Genomic DNA, 25,960 nt, shown 5'->3' on the forward strand with positions numbered 1-25,960 from the left:
CCGACCCGCTCGGCGTGGGCATGCACGCCGTCATCCCCGTCCTCTTCGTCGTCACCGTCGAAGCCGCCCGGCACGCCGCCGGCCGCGTCGCCGCCCTCACCGCCGACAAACACATGGAAGGCGTCCGCCTCTCCCGCTGGCTGCTCGCCTTCCCCTCCACCTTCCTCCTCTGGCGCCGGATGAAGCTGTGGGAACTGCGCCACTACGACGACGTCATCCGCATGGAACAAGACCGCCTCATCTACGAGACCCGACTCCGCGCCCGCTACGGCCGCTCCTGGCGCCGCAAAGCACCCGTCGAAGCACTCATGCCCCTCAAACTCACCCGCTACGGCATCCCGCTGCACCGCACGGCGCCCCAGGCCAGCGCGCTGCCGGAGCCGGAACCGATGCCGTCCGCGCAACTGGACACCGGAGCGGGCCGGGGCGGCGCCGAAGCCGCGGGTCACGAGGCCGTCCGTCCGGCCGCACCCGGAGCGGACACCGAACCGGCCCACGAGCACGCTCCGGCACCCTCCCCGGCGTCCCCGGCGGCCGGTCCCGCACCCGGTCCGGAGCCCGCGCCCCCGGCGCAGCCCGAACCCCCGTCGGCCGCGGAATCCGCGCCGGGCACCGGGAACCCGGCGGAGACGGAGCGCCTCCCCGCGCCGGGGACCGCGCGGGAGGCGCAACCCGCCGCCGCACCCGAACCACGGCCCGCCGCCACACCCGAGCCGGACCCCGCGCGCACGGCCGAACCCGCACCGCAGACGCAGGAGTTCCCCGTCCCGGTGGCACCCGGCCGCTACCGCACACTGGCCGCCCCGCAGCCCGTCCGCGCCCAGCAGGAACTCTTCGTCGAGCCGGCGCCCGCCCCTCCGGAACCCGAGCCCGCCCCGGCCCCCGCCCCGGCCCCGGCCCCGGCTCCGGTGGAGCCACCTGCCGCCGAGGAGCCGCTCCCGGCGGAACCGGAGCAGGACGACGCGGATGCCGGGAACGAGCCCGTCGGCATCCCCGACGGGGTGCCGCGCGACGAGTTCTACTTCGCGGTCTACCGCCAGTACGTCGCCGCGCACGGCGACCGCCCCACCGCACGCCAGCTCTCCCGCGCCCTCTACGAGGGGCACGGGGTCACCACCGCCGAGGGCAACCTGCTGGGCGAGACCTACCTCGGCGGCTACCTGCGGGAGTTCAAGGAGCGCTACAACACCGAGATGGGCCTCGCCGGCTGAACCGGGCCGGCTCTCGGCCGGCCCGGTTCAGGCCCCCGGCGGCTTTCGGACTCCCGGCAGCTCTCAGGCCCCCAGCAGCTTGCGCACCCGGTCGGCGCCCACGGCCAGCAGCAGGGTGGGCAGCCGCGGACCGGTCTCGCGGCCGACCAGCAGCCGGTAGAGCAGCGCGAAGAAACCGCGCTGGGCCACCTTCATCTCCGGGGTGGGCTTCGCGTCCGGCGCGAACCCGGCGCGCACCTTGGGCACGCCGTACACCAGCGACGTCAGGCCCTCCAGCGACCAGTGCTCGTCCAGCCCGTCCAGCAGCAGCCGCAGCGACTCGCGCTGCTCCTCGTCCAACTCCGCCAGCAGCGCCGCGTCGGGCTCCTCGCGGACACGGGTGCGCTGGTCGGCCGGGACCTGCGTGGTGATCCAGCGGTGCGCGCGGTCCAGCCGCGGCCGCACCTCCTCCAGCGCGTGCACCGGGTGCTGCGGGTCCAGCTCGGTGAGGATGCGCAGCGTCTGCTCCTCCTGGCCGCCGGTGATGTCGGTGACGGAGGCCAGCGTGCGGTACGGCAGCGGGCGCGGCGTCAGGGTCAGCGGGCCCAGCGCGGTGGACGAGGCGCGGGTGTGCGCCGCCAGGTCGGCGGGCTGGGCCGAGCCGTCGGCGATCTTGCGGCCGAGCGCGTCCCACTCGTCGTAGGTGCGCTGGATCTCCTGGTCGAAGGCGACCTTGAAGGACTGGTTCGGCTTGCGCCGCGCGTACAGCCAGCGCAGCAGCGGGGCCTCCATGATCTGCAGCGCGTCGGCCGGAGTGGGCACACCACCCTTCGAGGAGGACATCTTCGCCATGCCGCTGATGCCCACGAACGCGTACATCGGGCCGATGGGCTGCTCACCGTCGAAGATCTCCCGCACGAGCTGCCCGCCGACGACGAACGACGAGCCGGGCGACTGGTGGTCGACGCCGGACGGCTCGAAGACGACGCCCTCGTACGCCCAGCGCATCGGCCAGTCCACCTTCCAGACCAGCTTGCCGTGGTCGAAGGTGCGCAGCTCGACCGTCTCGGCGTGCCCGCACCGGCAGGTGTAGGACAGCCCGGTCGTCTCGTCGTCGTAGCCGGTGACGGTGGTCAGATCGCGGCCGCAGACGGTGCAGTAGGGCTTGTACGGGTAGTACGCGCCGGCTCCGGCGCCCGAGCCGTCGTCCTCGGCGGCCGCGCCCGAGCCCTCGGCGGCCTCCACCTCGGCGGCGTCCGCGGGCTTCTGCTGCTTCTTGCCGCCCTTCGCGCCCTTCTCCAGCGTCCGGTAGCGGTCGAGCACGGCGTCGATGCGGGCGCGCTCGCGCATCGCGAAGAGGATCTGCTCGCGGTAGGCGCCCGAGGTGTACTGCGCGGTCTGGCTGATGCCGCGGTACTCCACGCCCAGCTCCAGCAGGGCCGCCTCCATGGCGGCCTTGAAGTGCTCGGCCCAGCTCGCGTACGGGCTGCCGGACGGCGCGGGGACGGCGGTCAGCGGGCGGCCGATGTGCTCCTCCCACGAGGCGTCCACGCCCTCGACCCCGGCCGGGACCTTGCGGAACCGGTCGTAGTCGTCCCAGGAGAGGATGTGCTCGCAGGGCAGCCCCCGCCGCTTGATCTCGTCGGCGACCAGGTGCGGCACCATCACCTCGCGCAGATTGCCCAGGTGGATGGGCCCGGAGGGGCTCAGCCCGGAAGCGCAGACGATCTTCGGGGTGCCGCCGTCGGAGCCCGTTTTCCCCGACGCGCGGCGCTCCGCCTCGGCGATGACCTCATCGGCGATACGGGAGACCCAGTCGGCCTCATGGGGGGTCTGAGCCACGTCCGGCACTTCCTTCTCGTTGCGCTCCTCGAACCTGCGGGCCCATTGTCCCACCCCGGAATGCGGCGGCGCTCCCCCGTGCGCACGTGGGATACTGGCCCGGATTCCAGCCACCCCGACGGAACGGTCAGCACTCCATGGCTACGGTCCCCTCCCTCGCCGCAACGGTCCATCAGCGCGTCTCGGACGCCCTCTCGGCTGCACTGCCGGAGGCCGCCTCCGCCGACCCGCTGCTGCGACGCAGCGACCGGGCGGACTTCCAGGCCAACGGGATGCTGGCGCTGGCCAAGCAGCTCAAGGGGAATCCGCGGGAGCTGGCCGGCAAGGTCACCGAGGCGCTGCCGGCCAACGACGAGATCGCCTCGATCGAGGTCTCGGGGCCCGGCTTCCTCAACATCACCGTCGCCGACGAGGCGATCATGGACAACCTGGCGGCGCGGCGGCAGGACCCGCGGCTGGGCGTGCCGTACAAGGACGACCCGGGCACGACGGTGATCGACTACTCGCAGCCGAACGTGGCCAAGGAGATGCACGTCGGGCACCTGCGCTCGACGGTGATCGGCGACGCGGTGGTGCAGCTCCTGGAGCACCGCGGCGAGAAGGTGATCCGGCGCCACCACATCGGCGACTGGGGCACCAACTTCGGCATGCTCATCCAGTACCTGATCGAGCACCCGCACGAGCTGGACCACGCCTCGGACACGGCGGGCGCCAAGGACGCGGGCGAGGCCGCGATGGCCCGGCTCAACCGGCTCTACAAGTCCTCGCGGGCGCTCTTCGACTCCGACGAGGCGTTCAAGGCACGCGCCCGGGACCGGGTTCCGGCCCTGCAGAGCGGCGACCCGGACACGCTGGCCCTCTGGCACAAGATCGTCGACGAGTCGAAGACGTACTTCCAGGGCGTCTACGACGAACTCGACGTGGAGATCCGGGACACGGACATCGTCGGCGAGAGCGCCTACAACGACGCTCTCCAGGAGGTCGTCGAGGAGCTGGAGGAGTCCGGCGTCGCGGTGCGCTCCGAGGGCGCGCTGTGCGTCTTCTTCGAGGACGTCAAGGGCCCCGACGGCACCCCCACCCCGCTGATCGTGCAGAAGTCCAACGGCGGCTTCGGCTACGCCGCCACCGACCTGGCCGCCATCCGCAACCGGGTCGGCGAGCTCAAGGCCGACACCCTGCTGTACGTCGTGGACGCGCGGCAGTCGCTGCACTTCCGGATGGTCTTCGAGACGGCACGTCGCGCGGGCTGGCTGCCCGAGGACACGGCCCGGCAGCTCCCCTTCGGCACGGTCCTGGGCAAGGACGGCAAGCCGTTCAAGACCCGCGAGGGCGAGACGGTGCGGCTGGTGGACCTGCTGGACGAGGCGGTCGAACGCGCCGCCGCCGTGGTACGGGAGAAGGCCGACGACGGCGTCACCGAGGACGAGATCCGGGCCCGCGCCGAGCAGGTGGGCATCGGCGCGGTCAAGTACGCCGACCTGTCCAACTCGATGACCCGGGACTACGTCTTCGACCTGGACCGGATGGTCTCGCTGCAGGGCGACACCAGCGTCTACCTCCAGTACGCCTACGCGCGGGTCCGCTCGATCTTCCGCAAGGCGGGCGCACTGCGGCCCGTGCCGCACCCGGAGCTGGAGCTGGCCCCGGCCGAGCGGGCGCTGGCCCTGCATCTGGACGCGTTCGGGGACACCCTGGTGACGGCGGCCGACGAGTACGAGCCGCACAAGGTGACGGCCTACCTGTACGAACTCGCCACGCTCTACAGCCGGTTCTTCGAGAACTGCCCGGTGCTGAAGGCCGACACGACCGAACAGGCGGAGAACCGCCTGTTCCTGTGCGATCTGACAGCCGAGGTGCTGCACCAGGGCCTGGCGCTGCTGGGCATCCGCACGCCCGAGCGACTCTGAGGCCCGGGGCCGCGCGCGGCGGGCCGGGGCCGCGCGCAGCCCGGGTCAGCCGGCGGCGCGGTCCCGGCCGCCCAGGATCTCCTGCTGGAGCTGTGCCGCCATCGTCTTGATGGTGCGCAGCCCCTGCTGCCCCCAGGCGCGCGGCTGCTGGTCGACGACGCAGATCGTGCCCAGCGCCATCCCCGTCACCGGGTCGATCAGCGGCGCCCCCAGGTAGGAGGCGACACCGACCTCGTCCACCACGGCGTTGACCGCGAACCGCGCGAAATCGCGCACGTCCTCCAGCACCAGCGCGGAGCGCCGCGCGACCACGTGCACGCAGTAGCCGTGATCGCGCGGCATCACCCGGCCGAAGCCGCCGTCGGGGTCGACCGGCCCCCTGGCCGGGTCCACGGACGCGTCGTAGAGCCCGGCGAAGTACTGGCGGCGCTCGTCGACGAAGTTGACGGCCGCGACCGGCGCGTCGGTGACGCGGGCCAGCTCCCGTGCGAACGTGTCGAGTTCGGACACGGGCTCGTCGCCCATGCCCAGCTCCCGGAGCCGGGCAGCGCGCGCCGGCCCCTCGTCGTCCCGCGGGGTCAGCAGGAGCCGGGCCGTCGGATCAAGCGGGGTGAAGGGCATGCGCGCTCCTCGGGTCGAGCAGATGCTGGACGAGTGAGATGAGGACCCCGGTCGCCGAGTCCCGCCGCCGCGCGTCGCACAGCAGCACGGGGACGCCGGGGTCGAGGTCGATGGCGGCCCGCACCTCGTCGGGGGTGTAGCGGTGGGAGCCGTCGAATTCGTTGACGGCCAGGACGAAGCGGATCCCGCGCCGCTCGAAGTAGTCCACGGCGGGGAAGCAGTGCTCCAGCCGCCGGGTGTCGGCGAGCACCACAGCACCCAGCGCCCCGGCGGCCAGCTCGTCCCACATGAACCAGAACCGGTCCTGGCCGGGCGTGCCGAAGAGGTAGAGCACGTAGCCGGTCTCGAAGGTGAGCCGGCCGAAGTCCATCGCGACCGTCGTGGTCGCCTTCTCCTCGACCCCCTCCAGACTGTCGGTGGCCTCGCTCACCTGCGTCAGCAGTTCTTCGGTGCTGAGCGGCTCGATCTCGCTGACGGCTCCCACATAGGTCGTCTTGCCCACCCCGAAGCCCCCGGCCACGATGATCTTGAGCGCGGTCGGGAAGGGCGCGGCCGCGGTCGATGGCAGGTCAGAGTCTTCTGCGCAGTCCATCCAGCACCGCCTCCAGCACTTCTCGGTTGTTCGGATCAGGTCCCGACTGCAGATGGACGGGCCCGCGGGTGGCGACGGCGCCCCAGTCCACCAGGTCGGACAGCACCACCTTGGTCACAGCCGCCGGCTGCCGGATGCTCGCGGCGATCTCGGCGACGGACACCGGCCCTCCGCAGAGCCGGAGCACCTGGGCGTGCTCGGGGCCCAGATAGCCGTCCGGGCGCACCCCGGTGGCCCGCACCATGGTCAGCAGGTCCAGCGGCGCCGAGGGGCGGGTGCGGCCCTCGCTGACGGTGTACGGGCGCACGAGCCGGCCCGCCTCGTCGTCGAACCACGGCTCGTCGCCGGAGCCGGAGCCGGGGCCGGGGTCAGGGCCGGGGCCGGGGCCGGGGCCGCCGGTTGCTCCCGGGGGCGTCGTCATGTGCCGCTGGGCTGCCGCGCGGGGGTGACCAGATACGGGCGGACGCTCTTGACCAGCATGGCCATCTCGTAGCCCAGCACGCCCGCGTCCGCCTCGCTGCCCGCGAACACCGCCAGGCAGGCGCCCCGGCCCGCGGTGGTGACGAACAGCAGCGAGGAGTCCAGTTCGACCACGACCTGCCGGACGCCGTCCCCGTCGGCGAACCGCACCCCCGCGCTGCGGCCCAGCGAGTACAGCCCGGAGGCGAGCGCCGCCAACTGGTCGGCGGCATCGGTCTCCAGCCCGTGCGCGGCCTTGACCAGACCGTCCGAGGACAGCAAAAGGGCGCTGCGCGCGTGCGGCACCCGGTCGACGAGTCCGGTCAGCAGCCAGGACAGGTCCGCCGCCGTACGCGGGGTGGGTGCTTCGCTCATCATGATCGTCCTTCCTCCTGGTGGGACGGGCCGTGGCCGTCGGGGGACGGCCGCCCGCGCGCTTCGACATCCGCCCGGCCGACCCCGCGCCGGAAGGCGGCCATCAGCCCGGGATCGTGCACGGCGTCCTCGGCGTCACCGGTGCCCCCGGCGTTCCCGGTCCTCCTGGCCGGGGTGCCGGCTGTCGGCGCGTCCCGCAGTTCGGGCGCGAGGTGCTGCTGCCGCGACCGCCGCGGCAGCCGGGGCCGCTCCCCGCCGCCCTCGGGCCCGCCCGGCCCGGCTGCGGGCCCGGGGGCGCCGCCGGGTGCCGGTCCGTAGGGAGCCGCACCGGAAGCTGGGGGCGGAGGTGAGGAAGCCGGACCGGATGCCGGAGCCGCACCGTGCCGAGCCGCACCGGATGCCGGGGGCGGACCGTGAGAAGCCGGATCGCCTCCGGGCACCGGCCCGGCGGCGGGCACCGGCCCTGCCGGGTCGGGACCGGCGGCGGCCGGAAGCGGCCCGCCGGCAACGGCAACGGGTGCGGCAATGGCAACGGGCGCGGGTGCGGGTGCGGGTGCGGGTGGTGTCGGCCTCGGGGTGCCGGGCCCGTCCGGGGGTGCGGAACCGGGGTGCGGCGCAGCAGCGGGGTGGGCGGACCGGGGGTGCGGGGCCGTGCCGGAGTGGGCCGACCGCGGCGGGGCGGCGCCGGACGGCGGCGCGTGCGGTGCCCGCTGCTCGGCCCTCGGGGCGTGCTCGGACGCGGGCTGCGGGTCGCCGAGCATGGCGTGCGGAAGGACGAGGACGGCCTGGACGCCGCCGTAGATGTTGCCGCGGAGCTGTACGGCGACCCCGTGCCGCCGGGCCAGCATGCCGACCACGTACAGCCCGATCCGGCCGTCGGCCAGCAGCGCCCCGACGTCGACGCCCTCGGGATCGGCCAGCAGGGCGTTCATCCGCTGCTGCGTCTGCTCGGTCATGCCCAGTCCGCGGTCCTCGACCTCGATGGCGAGCCCGGCGGTGACCCGGCTGGCGCGCAGCAGCACCCGGGTCTGCGGCGGGGAGTAGAAGGTGGCGTTCTCCACCAGTTCGGACAGCAGGTGGATGACGTCGGCGACGGCCTGCCCGGTCACCGTGCCCTCGATCGGGGGCACCAGGCGGACCCGCTGGTAGTGCTCCACCTCGGCGGCGGAGGAGCGCAGGATCTCGGTGAGCTGGACGGGCCGGGTCCACTGGCGGCGGGGGACGGCGCCGCCGAGTACCGCGAGGTTCTCTGCGTAGCGGCGGATGCGGGTGGCCAGATGGTCGACCTGGAAGACGCCCTTGAGGATGTCCGGGTCCTCGACCTGGTTCTCCAACTCGTCCAGCACATGGATCTCGCGGTGCAGCAGCGACTGGAGGCGCCGGGCGAGGTTGACGAAGACGGCGACCTGGTCGGCGGGCCGGAGCCGCTGCCCGGGCCCGTCCTCGACGACGGTGCCGGAACCGGGGGCGGGGGCGGGAGGCGCGGAACGCGCGCGGCGGTTCAGCGCCGCCGCCTGGGCCGAGGCGGCACGTATGCCGCCGGCGAGCGCGGCGGCGGCGACCAGCAGCACGGCGGCGAGCGTGCCGGGCCCAGCCACGTCGCCGGGGACGGCACCCGCGGTGGCCGCGTCCGGTTGCCCGGCGGACCACAGGAACGTCACCGCCGCGGTGGCGGCGAGAGCCACGACGAGTGCGGGTGCGCACGCCAGCCGCACCAGACGGCGGCGCAGTGCCGCGTCCACCGCGGCGGCGGGCGCCTCCCGCGGCGGGGGTATCGAGGAACTAGGAGGTCCGGACATCGGTTCCCTCGAACGGTTCTGATGGGAGAAGAAGGAGCCGCGCCGCGGCGGAGGGCAGTGCTGCTCCGCCGCGGGACGGCACTCGCGGACACGGCGGCGCGACGGCGGGCGTTCGGCAGGCGTGTGGTCACACCTGCCGGTACGGGCGGCGGAGTGCACACCCCGCCCGGTGCCGCCGCGCGGCGGGCTCAGCGCTGCGGGAAGTACACGTAGAGCAGGCAGCCCTGCTCGCTGCGCGGTGTGTGGGTGGAGCCCTGCGCCCCGCGGATCCGGCTGCCGACGGGGTAGCTGCCCGCCTCGTCCTGCAGTTCGCCGTCGACGACGACCACGATCTCGCTGGTGTCCCCGTGGTGGTCCGGCTCGGGGTAGCCGGAACCGGGCGCGAACCGTACGTACGCCTCGCGCGGCAGCGGGTCCGAACCGTCGGCGGGGCTGGTCCAGTCGAGCACGTGGGCCGTCACCCCCGGGTACAGCTCGACGGGGTCGATCCGCGCGAGTGCCTCGGTGCCGGCCACGTGGAAGTCGGGGCGTTCGAGGGTCGTCATGGTGTGCTCCTCTTTCTCTGCGATGGCGCTGCGATGCAGGGGACTCGCGAGACGGAAGAGGTACGCCGTCGAAGTCGCGCGGGGTCAGCCGCCCAGCACAGTGCAATGACATGACGTCAACTGCGACGGCACCGGGAGCACATGCTCCGGTACCGGTTCGAGTGAAGCGGAATGAGCGTAAGTGATCCTTCGCCCCAGCCACAACGGAAACGCCCGTTCACCTCACCCGCAACACGGAAAGGCGCCATCCGCCGTGCGGATGGCGCCTGTTGTACGGCGTTCGCGGCGTGCCGCCGCTCGGGCCGGTCAGTACCGTGCGCGCAGCAGCCCGGCGGCCTCCGTCGCCCAGTAGGTGAGGATCATGTTCGCGCCGGCCCGGGTGAAGCTCGTCAGCGTCTCCAGGATGGCCGCCTCCCGGTCGATCCAGCCCTTCTCGGCGGCGGCCTCGACCATCGCGTACTCACCGGAGATCTGGTAGACGCCGACGGGCACCTCGGCGCGCTCGGCGAAGTCCCGCAGGACGTCCAGGTACGGCAGTCCGGGCTTGACCATCACCATGTCCGCGCCCTCGGCGAGGTCCAGCGAGAGCTCGCGCAGCGCCTCCCGAGCATTGGCCGGGTCCTGCTGGTAGGTCTTGCGGTCCCCCTGCAGCGAGGAGCCGACGGCCTCCCGGAACGGCCCGTAGAACGCCGAGGAGTACTTGGCGGTGTAGGCGAAGACGGCCACGTCGGTGTGGCCCGCCTCCTCCAGCGCCGCGTGGACGTGCGCGATCTGGCCGTCCATCATGCCGCTGGGGCCCAGCACATGGGCTCCGGCGTCGGCCTGGACGCGGGCCATCTCGGCGTAGCGCTCCAGCGTCGCGTCGTTGTCCACCCGGCCCTCGGCGGTCAGCACCCCGCAGTGGCCGTGGTCGGTGTACTCGTCCAGGCACAGGTCGGACATCAGCACCAGCTCGTCGCCGACCTCGGAGCGCACGTCCCGCAGCGCGACCTGGAGGATGCCCTCCGGGTCGGTGCCCGCCGTGCCCACCGCATCCTTCTTCGCCTCGTCCGGCACGCCGAAGAGCATCAGCCCGCCGACCCCCGCCTCGACCGCCTCCACGGCAGCCTTGCGCAGCGTGTCCCGGGTGTGCTGCACGACACCCGGCATGGCGCCCACCGGCACCGGCTCGGTCGCGCCCTCCCGCACGAAGGCGGGCAGGATCAGGTCCGCGGGCCGGGTGGCATGCTCGGCGACCATCCGGCGCATGGCAGCCGTGGTGCGCAGCCGCCGCGGACGGGCGGCCGGATAGCTGCCGTACGTACCGGGGCTGCCGTGAGTGCTCATGATGTGCGTGCCCTCCTCCTGGCCGGGCGCTTCTCGCTCGGCCGCTTCACCTGCTCACCCGCCTCGACGGCCGCGGCACGGCGCTGGGCTCCGAAGTCGGCGAGCGCCTCGGCCAGCTTGTGCACCGACGGCTCGGGCGACATGACGTCCACCCGCAGCCCGTGTTCCTCCGCGGTCTTCGCGGTGGCCGGGCCGATGCAGGCGATGACCGTGACGTTGTGCGGCTTGCCCGCGATGCCCACCAGGTTCCGCACCGTGGAGGACGAGGTGAACAGCACCGCGTCGAACCCGCCGCCCTTGATGGCCTCCCGGGTCTCGGCGGGCGGCGGCGAGGCGCGGACCGTGCGGTAGGCGGTCACGTCGTCCACCTCCCAGCCCAGCTCGATCAGACCGGCCACCAGCGTCTCGGTGGCGATGTCGGCCCGCGGCAGGAACACCCGGTCGATCGGGTCGAAGACCGGGTCGTAGGGCGGCCAGTCCTCCAGCAGCCCCGCGGCCGACTGCTCGCCGCTGGGCACCAGGTCGGGCTTGACGCCGAACTCGACCAGCGCGGCCGCGGTCTGCTCGCCGACCGCCGCCACCTTGATCCCGGCGAAGGCGCGGGCGTCCAGCCCGTACTCCTCGAACTTCTCGCGGACCGCCTTGACGGCGTTCACCGAGGTGAAGGCGATCCACTCGTAACGCCCGGTGACCAGGCCCTTGACCGCGCGCTCCATCTGCTGCGGGGTGCGCGGCGGCTCCACGGCGATGGTCGGCACCTCGGCGGGCACGGCGCCGTAGGAGCGGAGCTGGTCGGAGAGGGAGGCCGCCTGCTCCTTGGTGCGCGGCACCAGGACCTGCCAGCCGAACAGCGGCTTGGACTCGAACCAGGCAAGCTGCTCGCGCTGCGGCGCGGCACTGCGCTCGCCGACCACGGCTATGACGGGCTGCCCGCCGTCCGGCGACGGCAGCACCTTGGCCTGCTTGAGGGTCTGGGTGATCCCGCCGAGCGTCGCGGTGAAGGTCCGCTGCCGGGTGGTCGTCCCGGCCAGCGTGAGGGTCAGCGGGGTGTCCGGCTTGCGGCCGGCCGCCACCAGCTCGCCCGCGGCGGCGGTGACCTGGTCCAGAGTGGTGGAGACGACGACGGTCGCGTCGCTCACCCCCAGCTCGGTCCAGCACCGGTCGTCGGCGGTGCTCGCGTCCACGAACCGCACGTCGGTGCCCTGCGCGTCACGCAGCGGGACCCCGGCGTAGGCGGGCACCCCCACGGCCGCCGCGACACCCGGGACGACCTCGAAGGGAATCCCCTCGGCCGCCAGCACGAGCATCTCGCGGGCCGCGTCCGAGTCCAGCCCCGGATCGCCCGCGACCGCACGCACGACCCGCTTGCCGGCGCGCGCGGCGGCTATGGCAGACTCGCCCGCGTCGAGGGCTGCATCGTCGGCCGCCGCAGCGGCAGTTGACGTCTCGTCAGCGACGGGCTGCAGTGGTGTGTCCACACCCGGCCGGGTATGGGCACGCACGACGTCGTACACGCGCGGGCCTGCGACGAGGACGTCGGCCTGCCCCAGCGCCTCGACGGCGCGCAACGTCAGCAGCCCCGGGTCTCCGGGCCCGGCACCCAGGAAGGTGACGTGCCCGTGTGCACCGTGCAGGTGCTGTCTGTTCACGGCTGCCGGCTTCTGTGCTGTGCTCGACTTGCCGGCGCGCGCGGTGTTCGACGTCTCGGCGCGCGACCTGTCGGCGGCGGTGGGGCTCAAAGTGCTCGCTCCCCCATCAGACCGGCCGCACCCTTGGCGAGCATCTCGTCGGCGAGTTCCCGGCCCATGCGTGCACAGGACGTGAGGTCGCCGTCGGATGCCGGTGCGGGACCGGTGGTGGACAACTGCACCAGCGTGCGTCCGTCGGTGGTGCCGACGACGCCGCGCAGGCGCATTTCGGTGACAACCTGCCCCTCGACAAGCAGGTCGGCAAGCGCACCCACAGGTGCGCTGCAGCCGGCCTCCAAGGCGGCGAGCAGGGTTCGCTCAGCGGTGACGGCCGCCCGCGTACGCGGGTCGTCCAGCTCCCCGAGCTGTGCGGTCAGGTGCGTGTCGGACGCCACGCACTCGACCGCCAGCGCCCCCTGTCCGGGGGCGGGCAGAACCTGGTCGGGTTCGATCAGCTCGGCGGCCTCCTCGTCGAGGCGGCCGATGCGTTCGAGACCGGCGGCCGCGAGCACGACGCCGTCGAGCTCACCGGAGCGCACGTACCCGATCCGGGTGTCGATATTCCCCCGGATCGGAACGGTCTCGATCTCGAACCCGAGGGTACGCGCCCAGGCGTGCATCTGCGCCATCCGGCGGGGCGAGCCCGTACCGATCCGCGCCGTGCCGGACGCTGCGGCGCGGGCGAGCGCCTCGAAACCGAGTCCGTCCCGGCCGACCAGCACGTCCCGGGCGTCCGCCCGCGCGGGCACGGCCGCCAGCGCGAACTCCTCGGGCTGGGTGGTGGGCAGGTCCTTCAGCGAATGCACGGCGAAGTCGATGTCCCCGCGGGCCAGCGCGTCCCGCAGCGCGTTGACGAACACCCCGGTGCCGCCGATCTGCGCGAGCTGCTCCTTGCTGACGTCGCCGTAGGTGGTGATCTCCACCAGCTCCACGGGGCGCCCCGTCACCCTGCGGACCTGCTCGGCGACCAGCCCGGACTGCGCCATCGCGAGCTTGCTGCGGCGGGTGCCCAGCCTCAGTGGGGTGGTGGCTGTGGCGTCGGTGTTCATTGCCGCTCCTGTTCCGGGTTGCTGACAGCGGCGACCGCCTGCGGGTCGAGGTCGAAGAGTTCACGCAGCGCGTCCGCGTACCCGGCGCCGCCGGGTTCGCCCGCGAGTTGTTTGACGCGCACGGTCGGCGCGTGCAGCAGTTTGTCCACGACCCGGCGCACGGTCTGCGTGATCTCCGCGCGCTGCTTGTCGTCCATCCCGTGCAGCCGCCCCTCCAGCCGCGCCATCTCCCCGGCGACGACGTCGGCGGCCATGGTGCGCAGCGCCACCACGGTCGGGGTGATCGTCGCGGCGCGCTGCGCGGCGCCGAAGGCGGCGACCTCCTCGGCCACGATGCCCCGGACGGCTTCCACGTCCCCGGCCATCGGCGCGTTCGCCTCGGCGTCCGCGAGCGACTCGATGTCCACGAGCCGCACGCCCTCGACGCGGTGCACGGCGGCCTCGACGTCCCGGGGCATGGCCAGGTCGAGCACCGAGAGGACCGGGCCGCCGTCCGCGCGGGCCGCCCGCGCGCGGGCGGCCCACCCGATCTGCTCGGCGCCCAGCACCAGCCCGGCCGCCCCGGTGCAGGAGACCACCACGTCTGCCGCGGCCAGCTCGTCGGCCACCGCGTCCATGGGCAGCGCCCGCGCGCCCAGGCTCTCCGCCAGCCGCTCGGCCCTCTCCAACGTACGGTTGACGATCACCAGTTCGCCCACACCGGCGCGCGCCAGCGTCACCGCGGCCAGCGAGGACATCGACCCGGCGCCGATCACCAGCGCCCGGCGCCCCCGTACCCACGCCTCGACGTCCCGCCCCGCGGCCAACTGCTGGAGCCCGAACGTCACCAGCGACTGCCCGGCCTTGTCGATGCCGGTCTCGGAGTGCGCCCGCTTCCCCACCCGCAGCGCCTGCTGGAACAGGTCGTTCAGCAGCCGTCCCGCGGTGTGCTGCTCCTGCGCGACGGCCAGCGCGTCCTTGATCTGGCCGAGGATCTGCCCCTCGCCCACGACCATCGAGTCCAGCCCGCACGCCACCGAGAACAGGTGGTGCACGGCCCGGTCCTCGTAGTGGACGTACAGATACGGGGTGAGCTCTTCCAGGTCCACTCCGCTGTGCTGGGCCAGCAGGGTGGACAGTTCGGCGACACCGGCATGGAACCGGTCGACGTCCGCGTACAGTTCGATCCGGTTGCAGGTGGAGAGGACGGCCGCCTCGGCGGCGGGCTCGGCCCCCACGGTGTCCTGCAGCAGCTTGCCCCGCGCCTGGGGGGCCAGGGCGGCCCGCTCCAGCACACTCACCGGCGCGCTGCGGTGGCTGAGGCCCACGACGAGCAGACTCATGCCGGCATCACGGCGGGCAGATCCCCGTCAGTTCCGGACTCGGGGGGCCGCTTGGCGACGGACACGGCCGGCGGCGCCGCGGGCGGCGCGGTGTCCGTCTCCGGAGGCGCCCCCGGCTCCTCGCCCGCCTTGCGCTGCTCGTGGAAGGCGAGGATCTGCAGTTCTATCGAGAGGTCGACCTTGCGCACGTCGACCCCCTCGGGGACGGACAGCACGGTCGGCGCGAAGTTGAGGATGGAGGTGATCCCGGCGGCGACGAGCCGGTCGCACACCTGCTGGGCCGCACCGGCCGGGGTGGCGATCACCCCGATGGACACCCCGTTGTCCGAGATGATCTTCTCCAGCTCGTCGGTGTGCTGGACCGGGATGCCCGCCACGGGCTTGCCGGACAGCCCCGGGTCGGCGTCGATCAGCGCCGCGACCCGGAAGCCGCGGGAGGCGAACCCTCCGTAGTTGGCGAGCGCGGCACCCAGATTTCCGATACCGACGATGACAACCGGCCAGTCCTGGGTGAGACCCAGTTCACGGGAGATCTGGTAGACGAGGTACTCCACGTCGTAGCCGACCCCGCGGGTGCCGTACGAGCCCAGGTAGGAGAAGTCCTTGCGGAGCTTGGCCGAATTGACGCCCGCCGCCGAGGCCAGCTCCTCCGAGGACACCGTGGGCACCGAGCGCTCGGACAGCGCGGTGAGGGCCCGCAGATACAGCGGAAGACGGGCGACGGTCGCCTCGGGGATCCCTCGGCTCCGACTCGTCGCCGGACGGTGATTTCGGCCAGTTGCCACGGTGCTCCTGCCGGTTGCGCGAAGCGGTGAGCGGTCGTCTGCGAGGCACTCTCCCGGACCGCTCCGTCGCGTCCAGGCTATGCCTTTGTGAACGCGTGCACAAAGATTGTGTCCGGTTTGTCCGGTCAACGTGACCGGCGCCACAGGCACCAACGGGGACACCCGGCCACACTCCTCACCTATACGCCCCCGGATCGCAAAACGCCCTCGATACTAATCGAAACCCACTCGAACCCTGACCACATTCCCACTGGACAAGCGGCCCCTCGGCGGTTCTTGAGGGCGGCATCAGGCGGGCACAGGCAAGCACAGGGAGGCACGGTCAGGCACAGCAGCCGGCACGGTCAGGCGCAGCAGCCGGCACAGTCAGGCGCAGGCAGGCACAGCAGCCGACACAGTCAGGCGCAGGCGGGCACGCGGACAGGCACAGGCACGCACGGGCGCGGGCCCGCCCGGCCAACGCCCGCCGCCCGCCTGCGCCGCGTCACGCGGTGAGCGCGCTGCGCAGCCGCTCCGGGTCCACCCGCCAGAAGTCGTGCTGGGCCCCGTCCACCAGCACCACCGGGATCTGCTCCCAGTACAGCCGGTAGAGCTCGGGATCCTGGTTGATGTCCTTCTCCTCCCAGGCGGCGTCCACTTCCTCGCACACCCGGACCACCACGTCCCGTGCCACGTCGCACAGGTGGCAGCCGGGCTTCCCGATCAGCGTCACTGTCTTCATCCCCCCATTCTCCAGCCCGTCGGACGCCTCGCCGAAACCGCCGGAGGCCCTGCCGGAGGCCCTGCCGGAGATCCTGCCGGAGGCCCTGCCGGACGCTCCGCCGGGGACCGCGGACGCCGCACGCGCCGGCCGGCGACGCCACGCACGCCGACCCGGCAGTTCACCGCGACCACACCCCAGGCAATCCCGGCGCAACCGACTCTCCGAACAGACTGGCTATGCTCGCCGCATGGCCCTTCCCGCATGGCTCACCCCTCGAAAGCGCAACGCAACCGCACGCAGCGTGCTCGCCGGGGAGGCGGCCGCCGAGGCGGCGCGCAAGCAGGAGCAGGAGCAGGCGACGGCCGGACCCGCGGGCGCCCCGGAGCCGGAGTTCCCGGTGGCGGGGGACGTGCACGCCGCCGCCTTCTTCGACCTGGACAACACCGTCATGCAGGGCGCCGCCCTCTTCCACTTCGGCCGCGGCCTCTACAAGCGCAAGTTCTTCCGGAAGCGCGAACTGACCCGGTTCGCCTGGCAGCAGACCTACTTCCGGCTCGCCGGCTCCGAGAACGCCGACCACATGCACGACGCCCGGGAGAGCGCGCTGTCCATCGTCAAGGGGCACCGGGTCTCCGAGCTGATGGCGATCGGCGAGGAGATCTACGACGAGTACATGGCGGGCCGGATCTGGCCCGGCACCCGGGCGCTGGCCCAGGCACACCTGGACGCCGGCCAGAAGGTGTGGCTGGTGACGGCGGCACCGGTGGAGACGGCCACGATCATCGCGCGGCGGCTGGGGCTGACCGGAGCCCTGGGCACGGTGGCCGAGTCGGTGGGCGGGGTCTACACCGGGCGGCTGGTCGGCGAACCGCTGCACGGGCCGGCGAAGGCGGAGGCGGTCCGCGCACTGTCCGCGGCCGAGGGGCTCGACCTGGACAGGTGCGCTGCGTACAGCGATTCGGCGAACGACATTCCGATGCTGTCGCTCGTCGGTTATCCGTATGCGATCAATCCTGACAGCCGTCTTCGGACGCACGCGCGTGAAATGGGCTGGCGACTGCGGGACTACCGGAAGGGCCGCAAGGCGGCCAAGGTGGGCATCCCGGCGGCCGCCGGGGTCGGTGCGCTGGCAGGCGGGGCGGTGGCCGCCGCTGCGGTGCAGCGGCGCCGCCGCTAGGCCCCTCACGAGGGAAACGCCGACGCGCCCGGGGCGGCAGGCGGCCGCCGCCGGTCCGTCGTGCACGGCTGTCGGCCGACCAATCCAGCAGTGTTACCCGGCCCTCCGGGCAGACAGTCCCCATCCGGCTGGTCGGCCGGAACACATCACTCACGCGTCAAATTCGGCCACGAAAACGATCAGAAACAGTCTTCGACTCGCACTTGAATGCGGCTCCAATCCGCAACAGAACGAACCGAAGCGACGTTTTCAGCAACTAGGTGTAGCGCGGCCTGTACGAAGCGTTATTCTCCTCAGACGCAATTCGGTACCCACCTGTCCCTACGCCGGGTGAACGGTTCCGCACTGCACGTGATGGAAGCTCTGCCTCTGGGAGTCCCGTGTACCCACACGTCGGGGTTGACGCCTCGGGCCTGGCTACGCTGCGCACGACAGTCATCGACCAACTGCGTGCGTTCGTCCCCACCGCGTACGCCATCCCTGCCCTGGCCGCACCAACCGCACCTGTCCCCGCAGGAGCCTCAACTGTCCCCACAGGTCCCTGCCCTGCCCCCGCCCACCGCGCCACCCGCGCCCTGACCACCGCGGCCGGTCCGGCCGCCTCCGCCGCGTCCCCGGCATCCCCCTCGGCCGCCCGCTCGAACGCGGCGACCGCGTCCCGCACCTCCACCGCGACCGGCAGGCGCGCCCGCGGCTCCGGCGCGACCGCCCGGCGCCCGGCCGCCTCGGACACCGACAGCCGCCGGATGATGGACCTGGTCGAACGTGCCCAGGACGGCGAAGCCGAGGCGTTCGGCAGGTTGTACGACCAGTACAGCGACACCGTCTACCGCTACATCTACTACCGGGTCGGCGGCCGAGCCACCGCCGAGGACCTGACCAGCGAGACCTTTCTGCGAGCCCTCCGCCGCATCGGCACCTTCACCTGGCAGGGCCGCGACTTCGGAGCCTGGCTGGTGACCATCGCCCGCAACCTGGTCGCCGACCACTTCAAGTCGAGCCGCTTCCGCCTCGAGGTGACCACCGGCGAGATGCTCGACGCCAACGAGGTCGAGCGGTCCCCGGAGGAGTCGGTCCTCGAAACGCTCTCCAACGCCGCCCTGCTGGAGGCCGTACGTAAGCTCAACCCCCAACAGCAGGAATGCGTAACGCTCCGATTTCTGCAGGGGCTCTCCGTCGCCGAGACGGCCCGGGTGATGGGCAAGAACGAGGGCGCCATCAAGACCCTGCAGTACCGCGCCGTGCGCACGCTCGCGCGGCTGCTCCCCGACGACGCGCGCTGACCCGCCGGGGCGGACCGCTCGGAGGCGTCTCGGAGGCACCCGGGAAGGGCGCCTCCGAGACGCCTCCGAAGGCTGCGACCACCGCGTCGCCGGGGGAGGGCTGCGCGGGGGCTGTGGCGGAGCTGCGCGAGGGCTGCGGCGGGTCTGTTCCGGGATCCGTGCCGGGATCCGCGCCGGGATCTGCGCCGGGGCCGGCCGCCCGGACATCTCTGCACGGGCTTCCGATCACATCATCGTGACATCCGACTCCGTAACCCGAGTGGCTTGCGCTCGTTGTCGGGGTTGCAGACTCCCCGTAGCCGTGGCTGCCCGGGGCTCGCTCGGTCCTGAGCGAACGCGGTCGGCCACACTCGTGCCGGTGTGGTGGGGAGCCGACCGTGCAGACGATGAGGAGGTGCCGCCGGTGATCGGATCCGTGCCGACGAGCCGACGGGCCATCGCCTTCGCCCAAGCCCTGGACGAACAGGGACATGACACGGGCGCGGCGGCCGATACGGAACCCGAGGGCCCCCCGCCCCGAGAGCGCTCCCGTCCGGGGCCGGGAGGAGGGAGCGACGCGGCAGCACCGCCCCCGGGCACCCCGCACAGCCACCGGGCCGACGGCTCCGAGCCGTCCCTGCTCTCCCTCGCGAACGCGCTGGGCGGGGTACCGAGGCCGACGCTGGACCCCGAGGTCAAGACGGTCCAGCGCGCACAGCTGATCGCCGCCATGGAGGCCGCCTTCGGAGAGGGTGAGACAGCGGCGCACGGCGCGCACTTCCCCGAGCAGCGCGACGCCCGCGCCGACTCCCGCAGCCGGAGCGGCGCACACCGCGCACCCGGTCTCGGACCGCTCGGAAAGCTGCGCCCCAAGTCCCGGCTGGGCCGCGGACTCGCCGTCGGCGGCCTGAGCGTGGGCGTCGCGGCCAGCGCCTTCGGCGCCGCCACCGCCGCCAGCACCGACGCGCTGCCCGGCGACTCGCTCTACGGCCTCAAGCGCGGGATGGAGGACATCCAGCTCGACCTGGCCGGGGACGACGCCGACCGCGGCGGTCTCTTCCTGGACCACGCCTCCACCCGGCTGCACGAGGCCCGCCGCCTCATGGAGCGCGACCGCTCCGGAGAGCTGGACCACGAAGCCCTCGCCGAGGTCCGCAGGACACTCTCCGGTATGCGGCACGACGCCTCCGAGGGGCACCGGCTGCTCAGCTCCGCCTACCAGCGGAACGGCGACCTGGCCCCGATCCGGTCCCTGTCCGCGTTCTCCGAGAACCACCGGGCGGGCTGGACGCAGCTACGCGACCGGCTGCCGGTGCAGCTCCGCGATGTGAGCGAGGAGGTCAGCTCGGTCTTCGACGCCATAGACCAGGAAGTGGGCCCGCTGCGCTCGCTCCTCCCTCAGGAGCGGGCCGAGGCCCCGCGCGACCGGGAACCGGGCACCGGCGACCGGACGGGCGAGGAGCAGCCGTCCGCCGAGCCGAGCTCCCCGTCGGCGGACGGCATGGACGGGCGGCGGGACGGCGGCGGCGAGGAGCCCTCGCCCTCCGACTCCCAGCAGCGCGGCAAGGGGCTGCTCGGCGGCGATCTGCTCGAACCGCCGGAGGAGTCCGACCGGCAGGGCGGCAGCCCGTCCCACTCCGATCCCGGCTCCGGAAGCCCCTCCTCGCCGGGCAGCGAGCCCAAGGTGACCCTGCCTCCGCTCGTCCCGGACGTACTGCCCCGCCTCGACCTCGACGGCGACGGCAGGTAGCCGCGGCACGGGCAGGAAGTCGCGGCGGCCGAGCGTCGGCCGCCGCGACCGGCCCACCGGCCCACCGGCCCACCGGCCCGAGAACAGCACGCCGCTGTGCGGCGGCGCACGGTCTCACTGCCCCAGGGGGCTCAGAAGAAGACCGACCGCCGCCGCACCAGCAGCTTGTAGAGCGTGTGCTGAATGGTTTCCCGCACCTGGTCGGTGAGGTTGAACATCAGCATCGGATCCTCCGCCGCCTCCGGCGGATAGCCGTCGGTGGGCAGCGGCTCGCCGAACTGGATCGTCCACTTCGTCGGCAGCGGCACCGCGCCCAGCGGACCCAGCCACGGGAAGGTGGGTGTGAGGGGGAAGTACGGGAAGCCGAACAGCCGGGCGAGGGTGCGGGAGTTGCCGACCATCGGATAGATCTCCTCGGCACCGACGATGGAGCACGGCACGATCGGCGCTCCCGCCCGCAACGCCGTCGAGACGAAACCGCCCCTGCCGAAGCGCTGGAGCTTGTAGCGGTCCGCGAACGGCTTGCCCAGCCCCTTGAAGCCCTCCGGCATCACCCCGACGACCTCGCCCCGTTCCAGCAGCGTCTGCGCGTCCTCCGCGCAGGCCAGCGTGTGCCCGGCCTTGCGCGCGAGCTCGTTGACGAGCGGCAGCACGAACACCAGATCCGCACCCAGCAGCCGCAGATGCCGATCGGCCGGGTGCTCGTCGTGCACCGCGACCTGGAGCATCAGCCCGTCCAGCGGGAGGGTGCCCGAGTGGTTGGCCACCACCAGCGCCGCGCCGTCCGCGGGTATGTTCTCCACCCCGCGCACCTCCACCCGGAAGTACTTCTCGAAGACCGGGCGCAGCAGCGTCATCAGCACCTGGTCGGTCAGCTCCTCGTCGAAGCCGAAGTCGTCGACCTCGTACTCCCCGGTGAGCCTGCGCCGCAGGAAGGCGAGGCCCTCGGCGGCGCGTGCCTCCCACTCCGTCCCGAGCACCCGCTCCAGCAGCCCCGCGGGCTCCTCCGCCGCCGCAGGACCCGCTGCCCCGCGGCGGGTCGCGGAGCCGCCCGCCGCCGAGCCCTCCGGTCCGGCGCCTGCGGCCGCCGCATCGGGCCGGTGCTGCCCGGACGGTTCCCCGGCGTCTTCCGCCGGATCCGCCCGCCGGCCGGACACCGCCGTCAGACGCGAACGCCGCCCGGTGCCGCCACGTCGAGCGCCGCGGACGCCGCCCGGACCGGGCTCCTCGCCGGGACCGGCCTGGCCGCCCGTGCGGGGCCCCTGGGAGCGTCCCGCACCGGACGACGCGCCGGAGGCGTCCCCCGGGCCGCGTCCGGCGGGGGACCCCGGGGCCCGGGAGCGGTCCCTGTCGTCGTCGAAGGGTATGACCTTCGCGTCAGCCATCCTGGCGCACCTCCTCCTGCCCCGCCGCGGCGGCGGTGCACGCTTGCGGGCCGGACTTCCCCGGCAGCAGTGCCGCGAACCGGTCGAGCGCACCGGCGACGCCCTCCGGCGGCAGCAGCCCCGGGCCCTGCTCCCGCAGGAACGCGTCCAGCGTCTCCGCCGTCGTCCGGCGCGGGGTGAAGCCGAGCACATCGCGGGCGTGCGCGGTCCGCACCACCCGCCCGTGGGTGAGCAGCCGTATCTGTTCGGGCGAGAAGTCCGTCGCGCCCACCGAGCGCAGCACGCTCCGGCTCCAGCGGATCGCCGGCAGCAGCATCGGCGCCGTCGGCCGCCCTAGCCGCCGTGCGCACTGCGACAGCAGCAGCACGCCGTCCCCGGCGATGTTGAACGTTCCGGCGGTGAGCGCGCCCGGGCGCGGTTCGCCCGCCGCCAGCCGCAGCACCTCGATCACGTCGTCGTCGTGCACGAACTGCAGTCTGGGGTCGTAGCCCAGCACGGTGGGCAGGACGGGCAGCGAGAAGTAGGCGGCGAGCGGCGACTCGGCGGCCGGGCCGAGGATGTGGGCGAAGCGCAGCACGGTCACCGCGACGTCCGGCCGGCGCCGCGCGAATCCGCGTACGTACCCCTCGACCTCGACCGCGTCCTTGGCGAACCCTCCGCTGGGCAGGTCCCTGACAGGCGTTGCCTCGTCGAAGACGGCCGGATCGCGCGGCGCCGAACCGTAGACGCTCGTCGTCGACTTGATCACCAGACGGCTGACACTGGGCGCCTTCTGGCACGCGCCCAGCAACTGCATGGCGCCGATGACATTGGTCTCCTTGACCGCTCCGCGCCCGGCACCGCCCAGCGACGGCGGGGCGCCGTGCACATCCATGTGGACGACGGTGTCGACAGCGTGCTCGGCCAGCACCTTGCCGATCGCGGGCTGGCGGATGTCGGCCCGCACGAACTCCGCACCGTCCAACGGGTGCGCGGGCGGGCGGGCGTCCACGCCGATCACCCGGCTCACCTCAGGCTCGCGCCGGACACGGCGTACGAACCGGCCTCCGAGCGGACTGGCCACCCCGGTGACGAGCACGACCTTGCCCACGATCTCTCCCTCACACCCCCGCTACGGACAGCGCCCCTGCACGAGCCGCACCGCGCCACCAACGCAGAACCGCCGCCCTTCTCCCCGGCACGGAGAGAAAGGCGGCGGTCAGTGGCGTGCGGTGCGCTCGCTCACTTCTTGTTGCGACGCTGCACACGCGTCCGCTTCAGCAGCTTGCGGTGCTTCTTCTTCGCCATCCGCTTACGCCGCTTCTTGATGACAGAGCCCACGACTACCCTCGCTCACGGATCATCCCCGCATGGCGCGGGGCGAACTCATTTCGATACTCGGTGCGGGGCGTCCGAGCCCACACGACCTACATGGGGCCACCCTACCCGCCACCCGGGAATGGGCGTGAATCGAGGGGCACCGGGGCTCCGGTGCAGCGGTGAAACGCGCGCACCCGATCTCGGCTAGGCGCTCTCCACCCCCACGTACGAATCCTCGAGGTATTCGTGGACGGCCTTCTCCGGCACCCGGAAGGACCTGCCCACCCGGATCGCCGGCAGATGACCGCTGTGCACCAAGCGGTACACGGTCATCTTGGAGACTCGCATCACCGCGGCGACCTCCGCCACGGTCAGGAACACGACCTCGTTCAACGGCCGTTCGTCAGCAGCCATGTCACACCTGAACCTTCCGCACATGTCGGGCGCCGGCTTCCCCTCCGGTGCCTCCTGCTCGCATGTGCGCTCCTCCCCAGATTAGGGGCGCGTGATGCAAGTGGTGAAGAGGAGTAGCGATCGCTCGCCTACCGTGACAGACACGCTCGATTGAGTACATAGCGAGTGAGCACGCGGTAGTAGTCGGACTGCGCAGCGTCATCCGTCGGCACGCACGGAACGCTCCGTCCCACCCCTGACTCCTGCCGCCCCGCGCCGAGCGCCGCCCCCTGCGCACCTGGCGGCTCGGGAACCCCGTTGCCCCACTGACCTGCACCGAACGTCGAACCATCGGTCCCGGCAGGGTTCTTGGCCGCGCCCCCTTCGCCTCCGTCACGCCGGTCGGCTCCACCCCGCCGAGGGGGACGGCGCACGCATTCGCGCCCCGCGCACGCCCTCGAATACAAGCGCCGGTTCTGCAGAACAGCACGACCCCCCTCAGGTAGGAGAAGCCGCACTGACGTACCCCGAATCACATCGCTATGTCGACACACTTACCCACCGACAGTGCTAGTCCAAGGCACCCGAGCGCCGACAGACGTGGGGCCAATGTGACGTACTTGACCGGGAGTCGGTCAGGAGACGGCGCCGAGACGAGCCCGACGACACCGCTCCCCCGCCACCAGGCCGGACGGGCAGCAGCAGCGAACGCGGGGAATCCGCCCCGCGACTGCCGATACCCCGCACCGCCCGACCACCAACCGGGACCGCCGCAGAAACGGTTCGTCCTCCTCGTTTCCCCCTCCTGTCGCCGCTCCCACCGCCGTGGCCGCGGGCCCGAACGCGGCGCGGGTGCCGGCTGCGGGCGTCGACGGCGGGTACGGCTACGGCACGAACCAGGCGCGTCCCGTAGGCGGCCGTTGCGGCCGCCTACGGGACGGGCCGCCGGACGCCCGCACGAGGCTCCTCAGGGCAGCAGCCCGTGCGCGGGGAACACCGCCCGCCGGGTCGCCCGCACCGCCTGGTCGAGCCGGTCCGCCGGATCGTAGCCCTCGCTCCAGCCCCGCCAGTTCGGCTCCAGCCCGTCCGTCATCCGCCACGGCGCAGCGGTACCGCCGGTACGCGCGTACACCTCCTGCCGCCACTCCTCCGGCACTTCGGTCTCCCCCGGCACCGGAGCACCCGCCGCGATCGCCACCAGATGCGTCCAGGTGCGCGGCACCACGTCCACCACCGCGTAGCCACCGCCCCCGGTCGCCAACCACCGGCCCTGCGCGTAGGTGTGCGCCCAGGTGTGGGCGGCCTCTGCCGCCCGCCGCTGCGCGTCCACGCTGACCGCCAGGTGGGCCAGGGGGTCCTCGACGTGGGTGTCCGCACCGTGCTGGGAGACCAGCACCTGCGGCTCGAACGCCTCCAGCAGCTCGGGAACCACCGCGTGCACGGCCCGCAGCCAGCCGGCGTCCGCCGTACCGGGCGGCAGCGCCACGTTCACCGCGCTGCCCTCCGCACCCGTCCCACCGCACTCCTCCGGCCAGCCGGTGCCGGGGAAGAGGGTGCCCGGATGCTCGTGCAGGGAGATCGTCAACACTCGGGGATCGTCCCAGAACGCCTCCTGGACGCCGTCGCCGTGGTGCACGTCCAGATCGACGTAGGCGACGCGCTCCGCCCCGAGCTCCAGCAGCCGGGCGATGGCGAGCGCGGGATCGTTGTAGACGCAGAAGCCCGAGGCGCGGTCCGGCATGGCATGGTGCAGCCCGCCCGCGAAGTTCACCGCGTGCAGCACCCGGCCCTGCCACACGGCCTCGGCGCCGCCCACCGACTGCCCGGCGATGAGCGCGGAGACCTCGTGCATCCCGGCGAACGCGGGGTCGTCCATGGTCCCCAGACCGTAGCGCTCCTCTGCGGACGCGGGATCGGCCGAGGCCCGTCGGACGGCGTCGATGTAGTCGGGCCGATGCACCAGCCGCAGGGTGGAGTCCCCGAGGGGCTTCGCCGCGGCGACGCCGAGCTCCGGACTGCGCTCCACGCCCAGCGCCTCGATGAGACGCTTCGTCAGCGCAAGCCGTACCGGGTCCATCGGATGGCCACGGCCGAAGTCGTAGCCGGTAACACCCTCGTCCCACATCAACCGCGCGCCGCCGCTCATGCCCGCCACCGTATCGGGCGGGCCCTGAACGTGAGAAAGCCCCGTCGGATGAATCCGACGGGGCTTTCCCCACAAAGAGTTCGGCGGCGTCCTACTCTCCCACACGCTCCCGCATGCAGTACCATCGGCGCTGAAAGGCTTAGCTTCCGGGTTCGGAATGTGACCGGGCGTTTCCCTCACGCTATGACCACCGAAACACGGTGAAACACACAACCAGCAGCACAACACACCCCAACGACAGGGTGGTGCTTGCACGGTTGTTGTCTCAGAACCAACACAGTGGACGCGAGCCTCTATGGACAAGCCCTCGGCCTATTAGTACCGGTCACCTCCACACGTTACCGT

At 72.8% G+C, this 25,960-nt stretch carries 23 protein-coding genes and 1 rRNA gene; 5 read left to right on the forward strand and 19 right to left on the reverse strand.

The window, feature by feature from the left end:
• On the forward strand, positions 1-1,211 hold a 1,211-nt coding region (locus BMX65_RS30720; RefSeq protein WP_075003633.1), incomplete at its 5' end, for a DUF2637 domain-containing protein.
• A gap of 63 nt (positions 1,212-1,274) precedes the next feature.
• On the opposite strand, the gene lysS is transcribed toward BMX65_RS30720, so the two are convergent.
• A complete protein-coding gene (gene lysS / locus BMX65_RS30725) occupies positions 1,275-3,032 on the reverse strand; it encodes a lysine--tRNA ligase (protein ID WP_075003650.1) in 1,758 nt (585 codons plus the stop codon).
• Between the two features lie 137 nt (positions 3,033-3,169).
• On the opposite strand from lysS, the gene argS reads away from it, so the two are divergent.
• On the forward strand, positions 3,170-4,939 hold the full coding sequence (argS, locus tag BMX65_RS30730; protein ID WP_075003634.1) for an arginine--tRNA ligase: 1,770 nt from the start codon (positions 3,170-3,172) through the stop codon (positions 4,937-4,939).
• A gap of 45 nt (positions 4,940-4,984) precedes the next feature.
• Here the strand turns inward: argS and BMX65_RS30735 are convergent, their stop codons facing one another.
• The 12 genes from BMX65_RS30735 to BMX65_RS30790 all read right to left on the reverse strand — a co-directional run bounded on the left by BMX65_RS30735 (position 4,985) and on the right by BMX65_RS30790 (position 16,221).
• Positions 4,985-5,560: a GAF domain-containing protein gene (locus BMX65_RS30735; RefSeq protein WP_075003635.1), complete on the reverse strand. Its 576-nt coding sequence runs from the start codon at positions 5,558-5,560 to the stop codon at positions 4,985-4,987.
• A complete protein-coding gene (locus BMX65_RS30740) occupies positions 5,541-6,152 on the reverse strand; it encodes a GTP-binding protein (RefSeq protein WP_075003636.1) in 612 nt (203 codons plus the stop codon). The genes BMX65_RS30735 and BMX65_RS30740 overlap by 20 nt, the downstream gene beginning before the upstream one ends.
• Positions 6,130-6,573, reverse strand: a complete 444-nt coding sequence (locus BMX65_RS30745) for a DUF742 domain-containing protein (RefSeq protein WP_177214387.1) — start codon at positions 6,571-6,573, stop codon at positions 6,130-6,132. The genes BMX65_RS30740 and BMX65_RS30745 overlap by 23 nt, the downstream gene beginning before the upstream one ends.
• On the reverse strand, positions 6,570-6,989 hold the full coding sequence (locus tag BMX65_RS30750; protein WP_075003637.1) for a roadblock/LC7 domain-containing protein: 420 nt from the start codon (positions 6,987-6,989) through the stop codon (positions 6,570-6,572). Before BMX65_RS30750 ends, BMX65_RS30745 begins: the two co-directional genes overlap by 4 nt.
• Entirely contained in the window at positions 6,986-8,785 is a 1,800-nt protein-coding gene (locus BMX65_RS30755; protein ID WP_143081902.1) for an ATP-binding protein, read from the reverse strand. Before BMX65_RS30755 ends, BMX65_RS30750 begins: the two co-directional genes overlap by 4 nt.
• Before the next feature lie 188 nt (positions 8,786-8,973).
• Positions 8,974-9,330: a cupin domain-containing protein gene (locus BMX65_RS30760; RefSeq protein WP_075003639.1), complete on the reverse strand. Its 357-nt coding sequence runs from the start codon at positions 9,328-9,330 to the stop codon at positions 8,974-8,976.
• Positions 9,331-9,636: 306 nt separating this feature from the next.
• Positions 9,637-10,656 (reverse strand): porphobilinogen synthase, encoded by a 1,020-nt coding sequence (gene hemB, locus BMX65_RS30765; RefSeq protein ID WP_075003640.1) that lies wholly within the window; start codon positions 10,654-10,656, stop codon positions 9,637-9,639.
• Positions 10,653-12,305 carry a bifunctional uroporphyrinogen-III C-methyltransferase/uroporphyrinogen-III synthase gene (locus BMX65_RS30770; protein WP_075003652.1) on the reverse strand — a complete coding sequence of 551 codons (1,653 nt, stop codon included), beginning with the start codon at positions 12,303-12,305 and terminating at the stop codon, positions 10,653-10,655. Before BMX65_RS30770 ends, hemB begins: the two co-directional genes overlap by 4 nt.
• Positions 12,306-12,391: 86 nt before the next feature.
• Positions 12,392-13,393 (reverse strand): hydroxymethylbilane synthase, encoded by a 1,002-nt coding sequence (gene hemC / locus BMX65_RS30775; protein ID WP_075003641.1) that lies wholly within the window; start codon positions 13,391-13,393, stop codon positions 12,392-12,394.
• Positions 13,390-14,715 (reverse strand): glutamyl-tRNA reductase, encoded by a 1,326-nt coding sequence (locus tag BMX65_RS30780; RefSeq protein WP_075003642.1) that lies wholly within the window; start codon positions 14,713-14,715, stop codon positions 13,390-13,392. Before BMX65_RS30780 ends, hemC begins: the two co-directional genes overlap by 4 nt.
• Positions 14,712-15,500, reverse strand: a complete 789-nt coding sequence (locus BMX65_RS30785; RefSeq protein WP_075003643.1) for a redox-sensing transcriptional repressor Rex — start codon at positions 15,498-15,500, stop codon at positions 14,712-14,714. Before BMX65_RS30785 ends, BMX65_RS30780 begins: the two co-directional genes overlap by 4 nt.
• 484 nt (positions 15,501-15,984) lie before the next feature.
• Positions 15,985-16,221: a glutaredoxin family protein gene (locus BMX65_RS30790; protein ID WP_019354097.1), complete on the reverse strand. Its 237-nt coding sequence runs from the start codon at positions 16,219-16,221 to the stop codon at positions 15,985-15,987.
• A gap of 229 nt (positions 16,222-16,450) precedes the next feature.
• On the opposite strand from BMX65_RS30790, the gene BMX65_RS30795 reads away from it, so the two are divergent.
• From BMX65_RS30795 to BMX65_RS30805, 3 genes are all read left to right on the forward strand, one after another.
• Entirely contained in the window at positions 16,451-17,380 is a 930-nt protein-coding gene (locus BMX65_RS30795) for an HAD family hydrolase (RefSeq protein ID WP_075003644.1), read from the forward strand.
• Between the two features lie 380 nt (positions 17,381-17,760).
• The gene (locus BMX65_RS30800) at positions 17,761-18,663 is read left to right on the forward strand and encodes an ECF subfamily RNA polymerase sigma factor, BldN family (RefSeq protein ID WP_075003645.1); all 903 of its coding nucleotides are present in this window, start codon (positions 17,761-17,763) and stop codon (positions 18,661-18,663) included.
• A 403-nt stretch (positions 18,664-19,066) separates the two neighbouring features.
• Positions 19,067-20,392, forward strand: coding sequence for a DUF5667 domain-containing protein (locus BMX65_RS30805; RefSeq protein ID WP_075003646.1), 1,326 nt, complete (start codon positions 19,067-19,069; stop codon positions 20,390-20,392).
• Positions 20,393-20,523: 131 nt separating this feature from the next.
• On the opposite strand, the gene BMX65_RS30810 is transcribed toward BMX65_RS30805, so the two are convergent.
• The 6 genes from BMX65_RS30810 to rrf all read right to left on the reverse strand — a co-directional run bounded on the left by BMX65_RS30810 (position 20,524) and on the right by rrf (position 25,810).
• A complete protein-coding gene (locus BMX65_RS30810; protein ID WP_075003647.1) occupies positions 20,524-21,777 on the reverse strand; it encodes a lysophospholipid acyltransferase family protein in 1,254 nt (417 codons plus the stop codon).
• Positions 21,770-22,867 (reverse strand): NAD-dependent epimerase/dehydratase family protein, encoded by a 1,098-nt coding sequence (locus BMX65_RS30815; protein WP_075003648.1) that lies wholly within the window; start codon positions 22,865-22,867, stop codon positions 21,770-21,772. Before BMX65_RS30815 ends, BMX65_RS30810 begins: the two co-directional genes overlap by 8 nt.
• Positions 22,868-22,998: 131 nt before the next feature.
• On the reverse strand, positions 22,999-23,097 hold the full coding sequence (locus tag BMX65_RS30820) for a 30S ribosomal protein bS22 (protein WP_003948845.1): 99 nt from the start codon (positions 23,095-23,097) through the stop codon (positions 22,999-23,001).
• A 183-nt stretch (positions 23,098-23,280) separates the two neighbouring features.
• The gene (locus tag BMX65_RS30825; RefSeq protein WP_158687519.1) at positions 23,281-23,490 is read right to left on the reverse strand and encodes a helix-turn-helix domain-containing protein; all 210 of its coding nucleotides are present in this window, start codon (positions 23,488-23,490) and stop codon (positions 23,281-23,283) included.
• Positions 23,491-24,436: 946 nt separating this feature from the next.
• On the reverse strand, positions 24,437-25,615 hold the full coding sequence (locus BMX65_RS30830; RefSeq protein WP_075003649.1) for an acetoin utilization protein AcuC: 1,179 nt from the start codon (positions 25,613-25,615) through the stop codon (positions 24,437-24,439).
• 78 nt (positions 25,616-25,693) lie between these two features.
• Positions 25,694-25,810, reverse strand: a 5S ribosomal RNA gene (gene rrf / locus BMX65_RS30835).
• Positions 25,811-25,960 lie beyond the last annotated feature (150 nt).

Source organism: Streptomyces qinglanensis (assembly GCF_900111245.1).
Taxonomy (GTDB): domain Bacteria; phylum Actinomycetota; class Actinomycetes; order Streptomycetales; family Streptomycetaceae; genus Streptomyces; species Streptomyces qinglanensis.

What these genes read in the sequence shown, in the direction of transcription:
- BMX65_RS30755 (WP_143081902.1), bottom strand. Translation starts at nt 8,785, where the DNA reads ATGTCCGGACCTCCTAGTTCCTCGATACCCCCGCCGCGGGAGGCGCCC.
- hemC (WP_075003641.1), bottom strand. Translation starts at nt 13,393, where the DNA reads ATGAACACCGACGCCACAGCCACCACCCCACTGAGGCTGGGCACCCGC.
- hemB (WP_075003640.1), bottom strand. Translation starts at nt 10,656, where the DNA reads ATGAGCACTCACGGCAGCCCCGGTACGTACGGCAGCTATCCGGCCGCC.
- argS (WP_075003634.1), top strand. Translation starts at nt 3,170, where the DNA reads ATGGCTACGGTCCCCTCCCTCGCCGCAACGGTCCATCAGCGCGTCTCG.
- BMX65_RS30790 (WP_019354097.1), bottom strand. Translation starts at nt 16,221, where the DNA reads ATGAAGACAGTGACGCTGATCGGGAAGCCCGGCTGCCACCTGTGCGAC.
- BMX65_RS30780 (WP_075003642.1), bottom strand. Translation starts at nt 14,715, where the DNA reads ATGAGTCTGCTCGTCGTGGGCCTCAGCCACCGCAGCGCGCCGGTGAGT.
- BMX65_RS30740 (WP_075003636.1), bottom strand. Translation starts at nt 6,152, where the DNA reads ATGGACTGCGCAGAAGACTCTGACCTGCCATCGACCGCGGCCGCGCCC.
- BMX65_RS30735 (WP_075003635.1), bottom strand. Translation starts at nt 5,560, where the DNA reads ATGCCCTTCACCCCGCTTGATCCGACGGCCCGGCTCCTGCTGACCCCG.
- BMX65_RS30830 (WP_075003649.1), bottom strand. Translation starts at nt 25,615, where the DNA reads ATGAGCGGCGGCGCGCGGTTGATGTGGGACGAGGGTGTTACCGGCTAC.
- BMX65_RS30825 (WP_158687519.1), bottom strand. Translation starts at nt 23,490, where the DNA reads ATGGCTGCTGACGAACGGCCGTTGAACGAGGTCGTGTTCCTGACCGTG.
- BMX65_RS30745 (WP_177214387.1), bottom strand. Translation starts at nt 6,573, where the DNA reads ATGACGACGCCCCCGGGAGCAACCGGCGGCCCCGGCCCCGGCCCCGGC.
- BMX65_RS30810 (WP_075003647.1), bottom strand. Translation starts at nt 21,777, where the DNA reads ATGGCTGACGCGAAGGTCATACCCTTCGACGACGACAGGGACCGCTCC.
- BMX65_RS30795 (WP_075003644.1), top strand. Translation starts at nt 16,451, where the DNA reads ATGGCCCTTCCCGCATGGCTCACCCCTCGAAAGCGCAACGCAACCGCA.
- BMX65_RS30750 (WP_075003637.1), bottom strand. Translation starts at nt 6,989, where the DNA reads ATGATGAGCGAAGCACCCACCCCGCGTACGGCGGCGGACCTGTCCTGG.
- BMX65_RS30760 (WP_075003639.1), bottom strand. Translation starts at nt 9,330, where the DNA reads ATGACGACCCTCGAACGCCCCGACTTCCACGTGGCCGGCACCGAGGCA.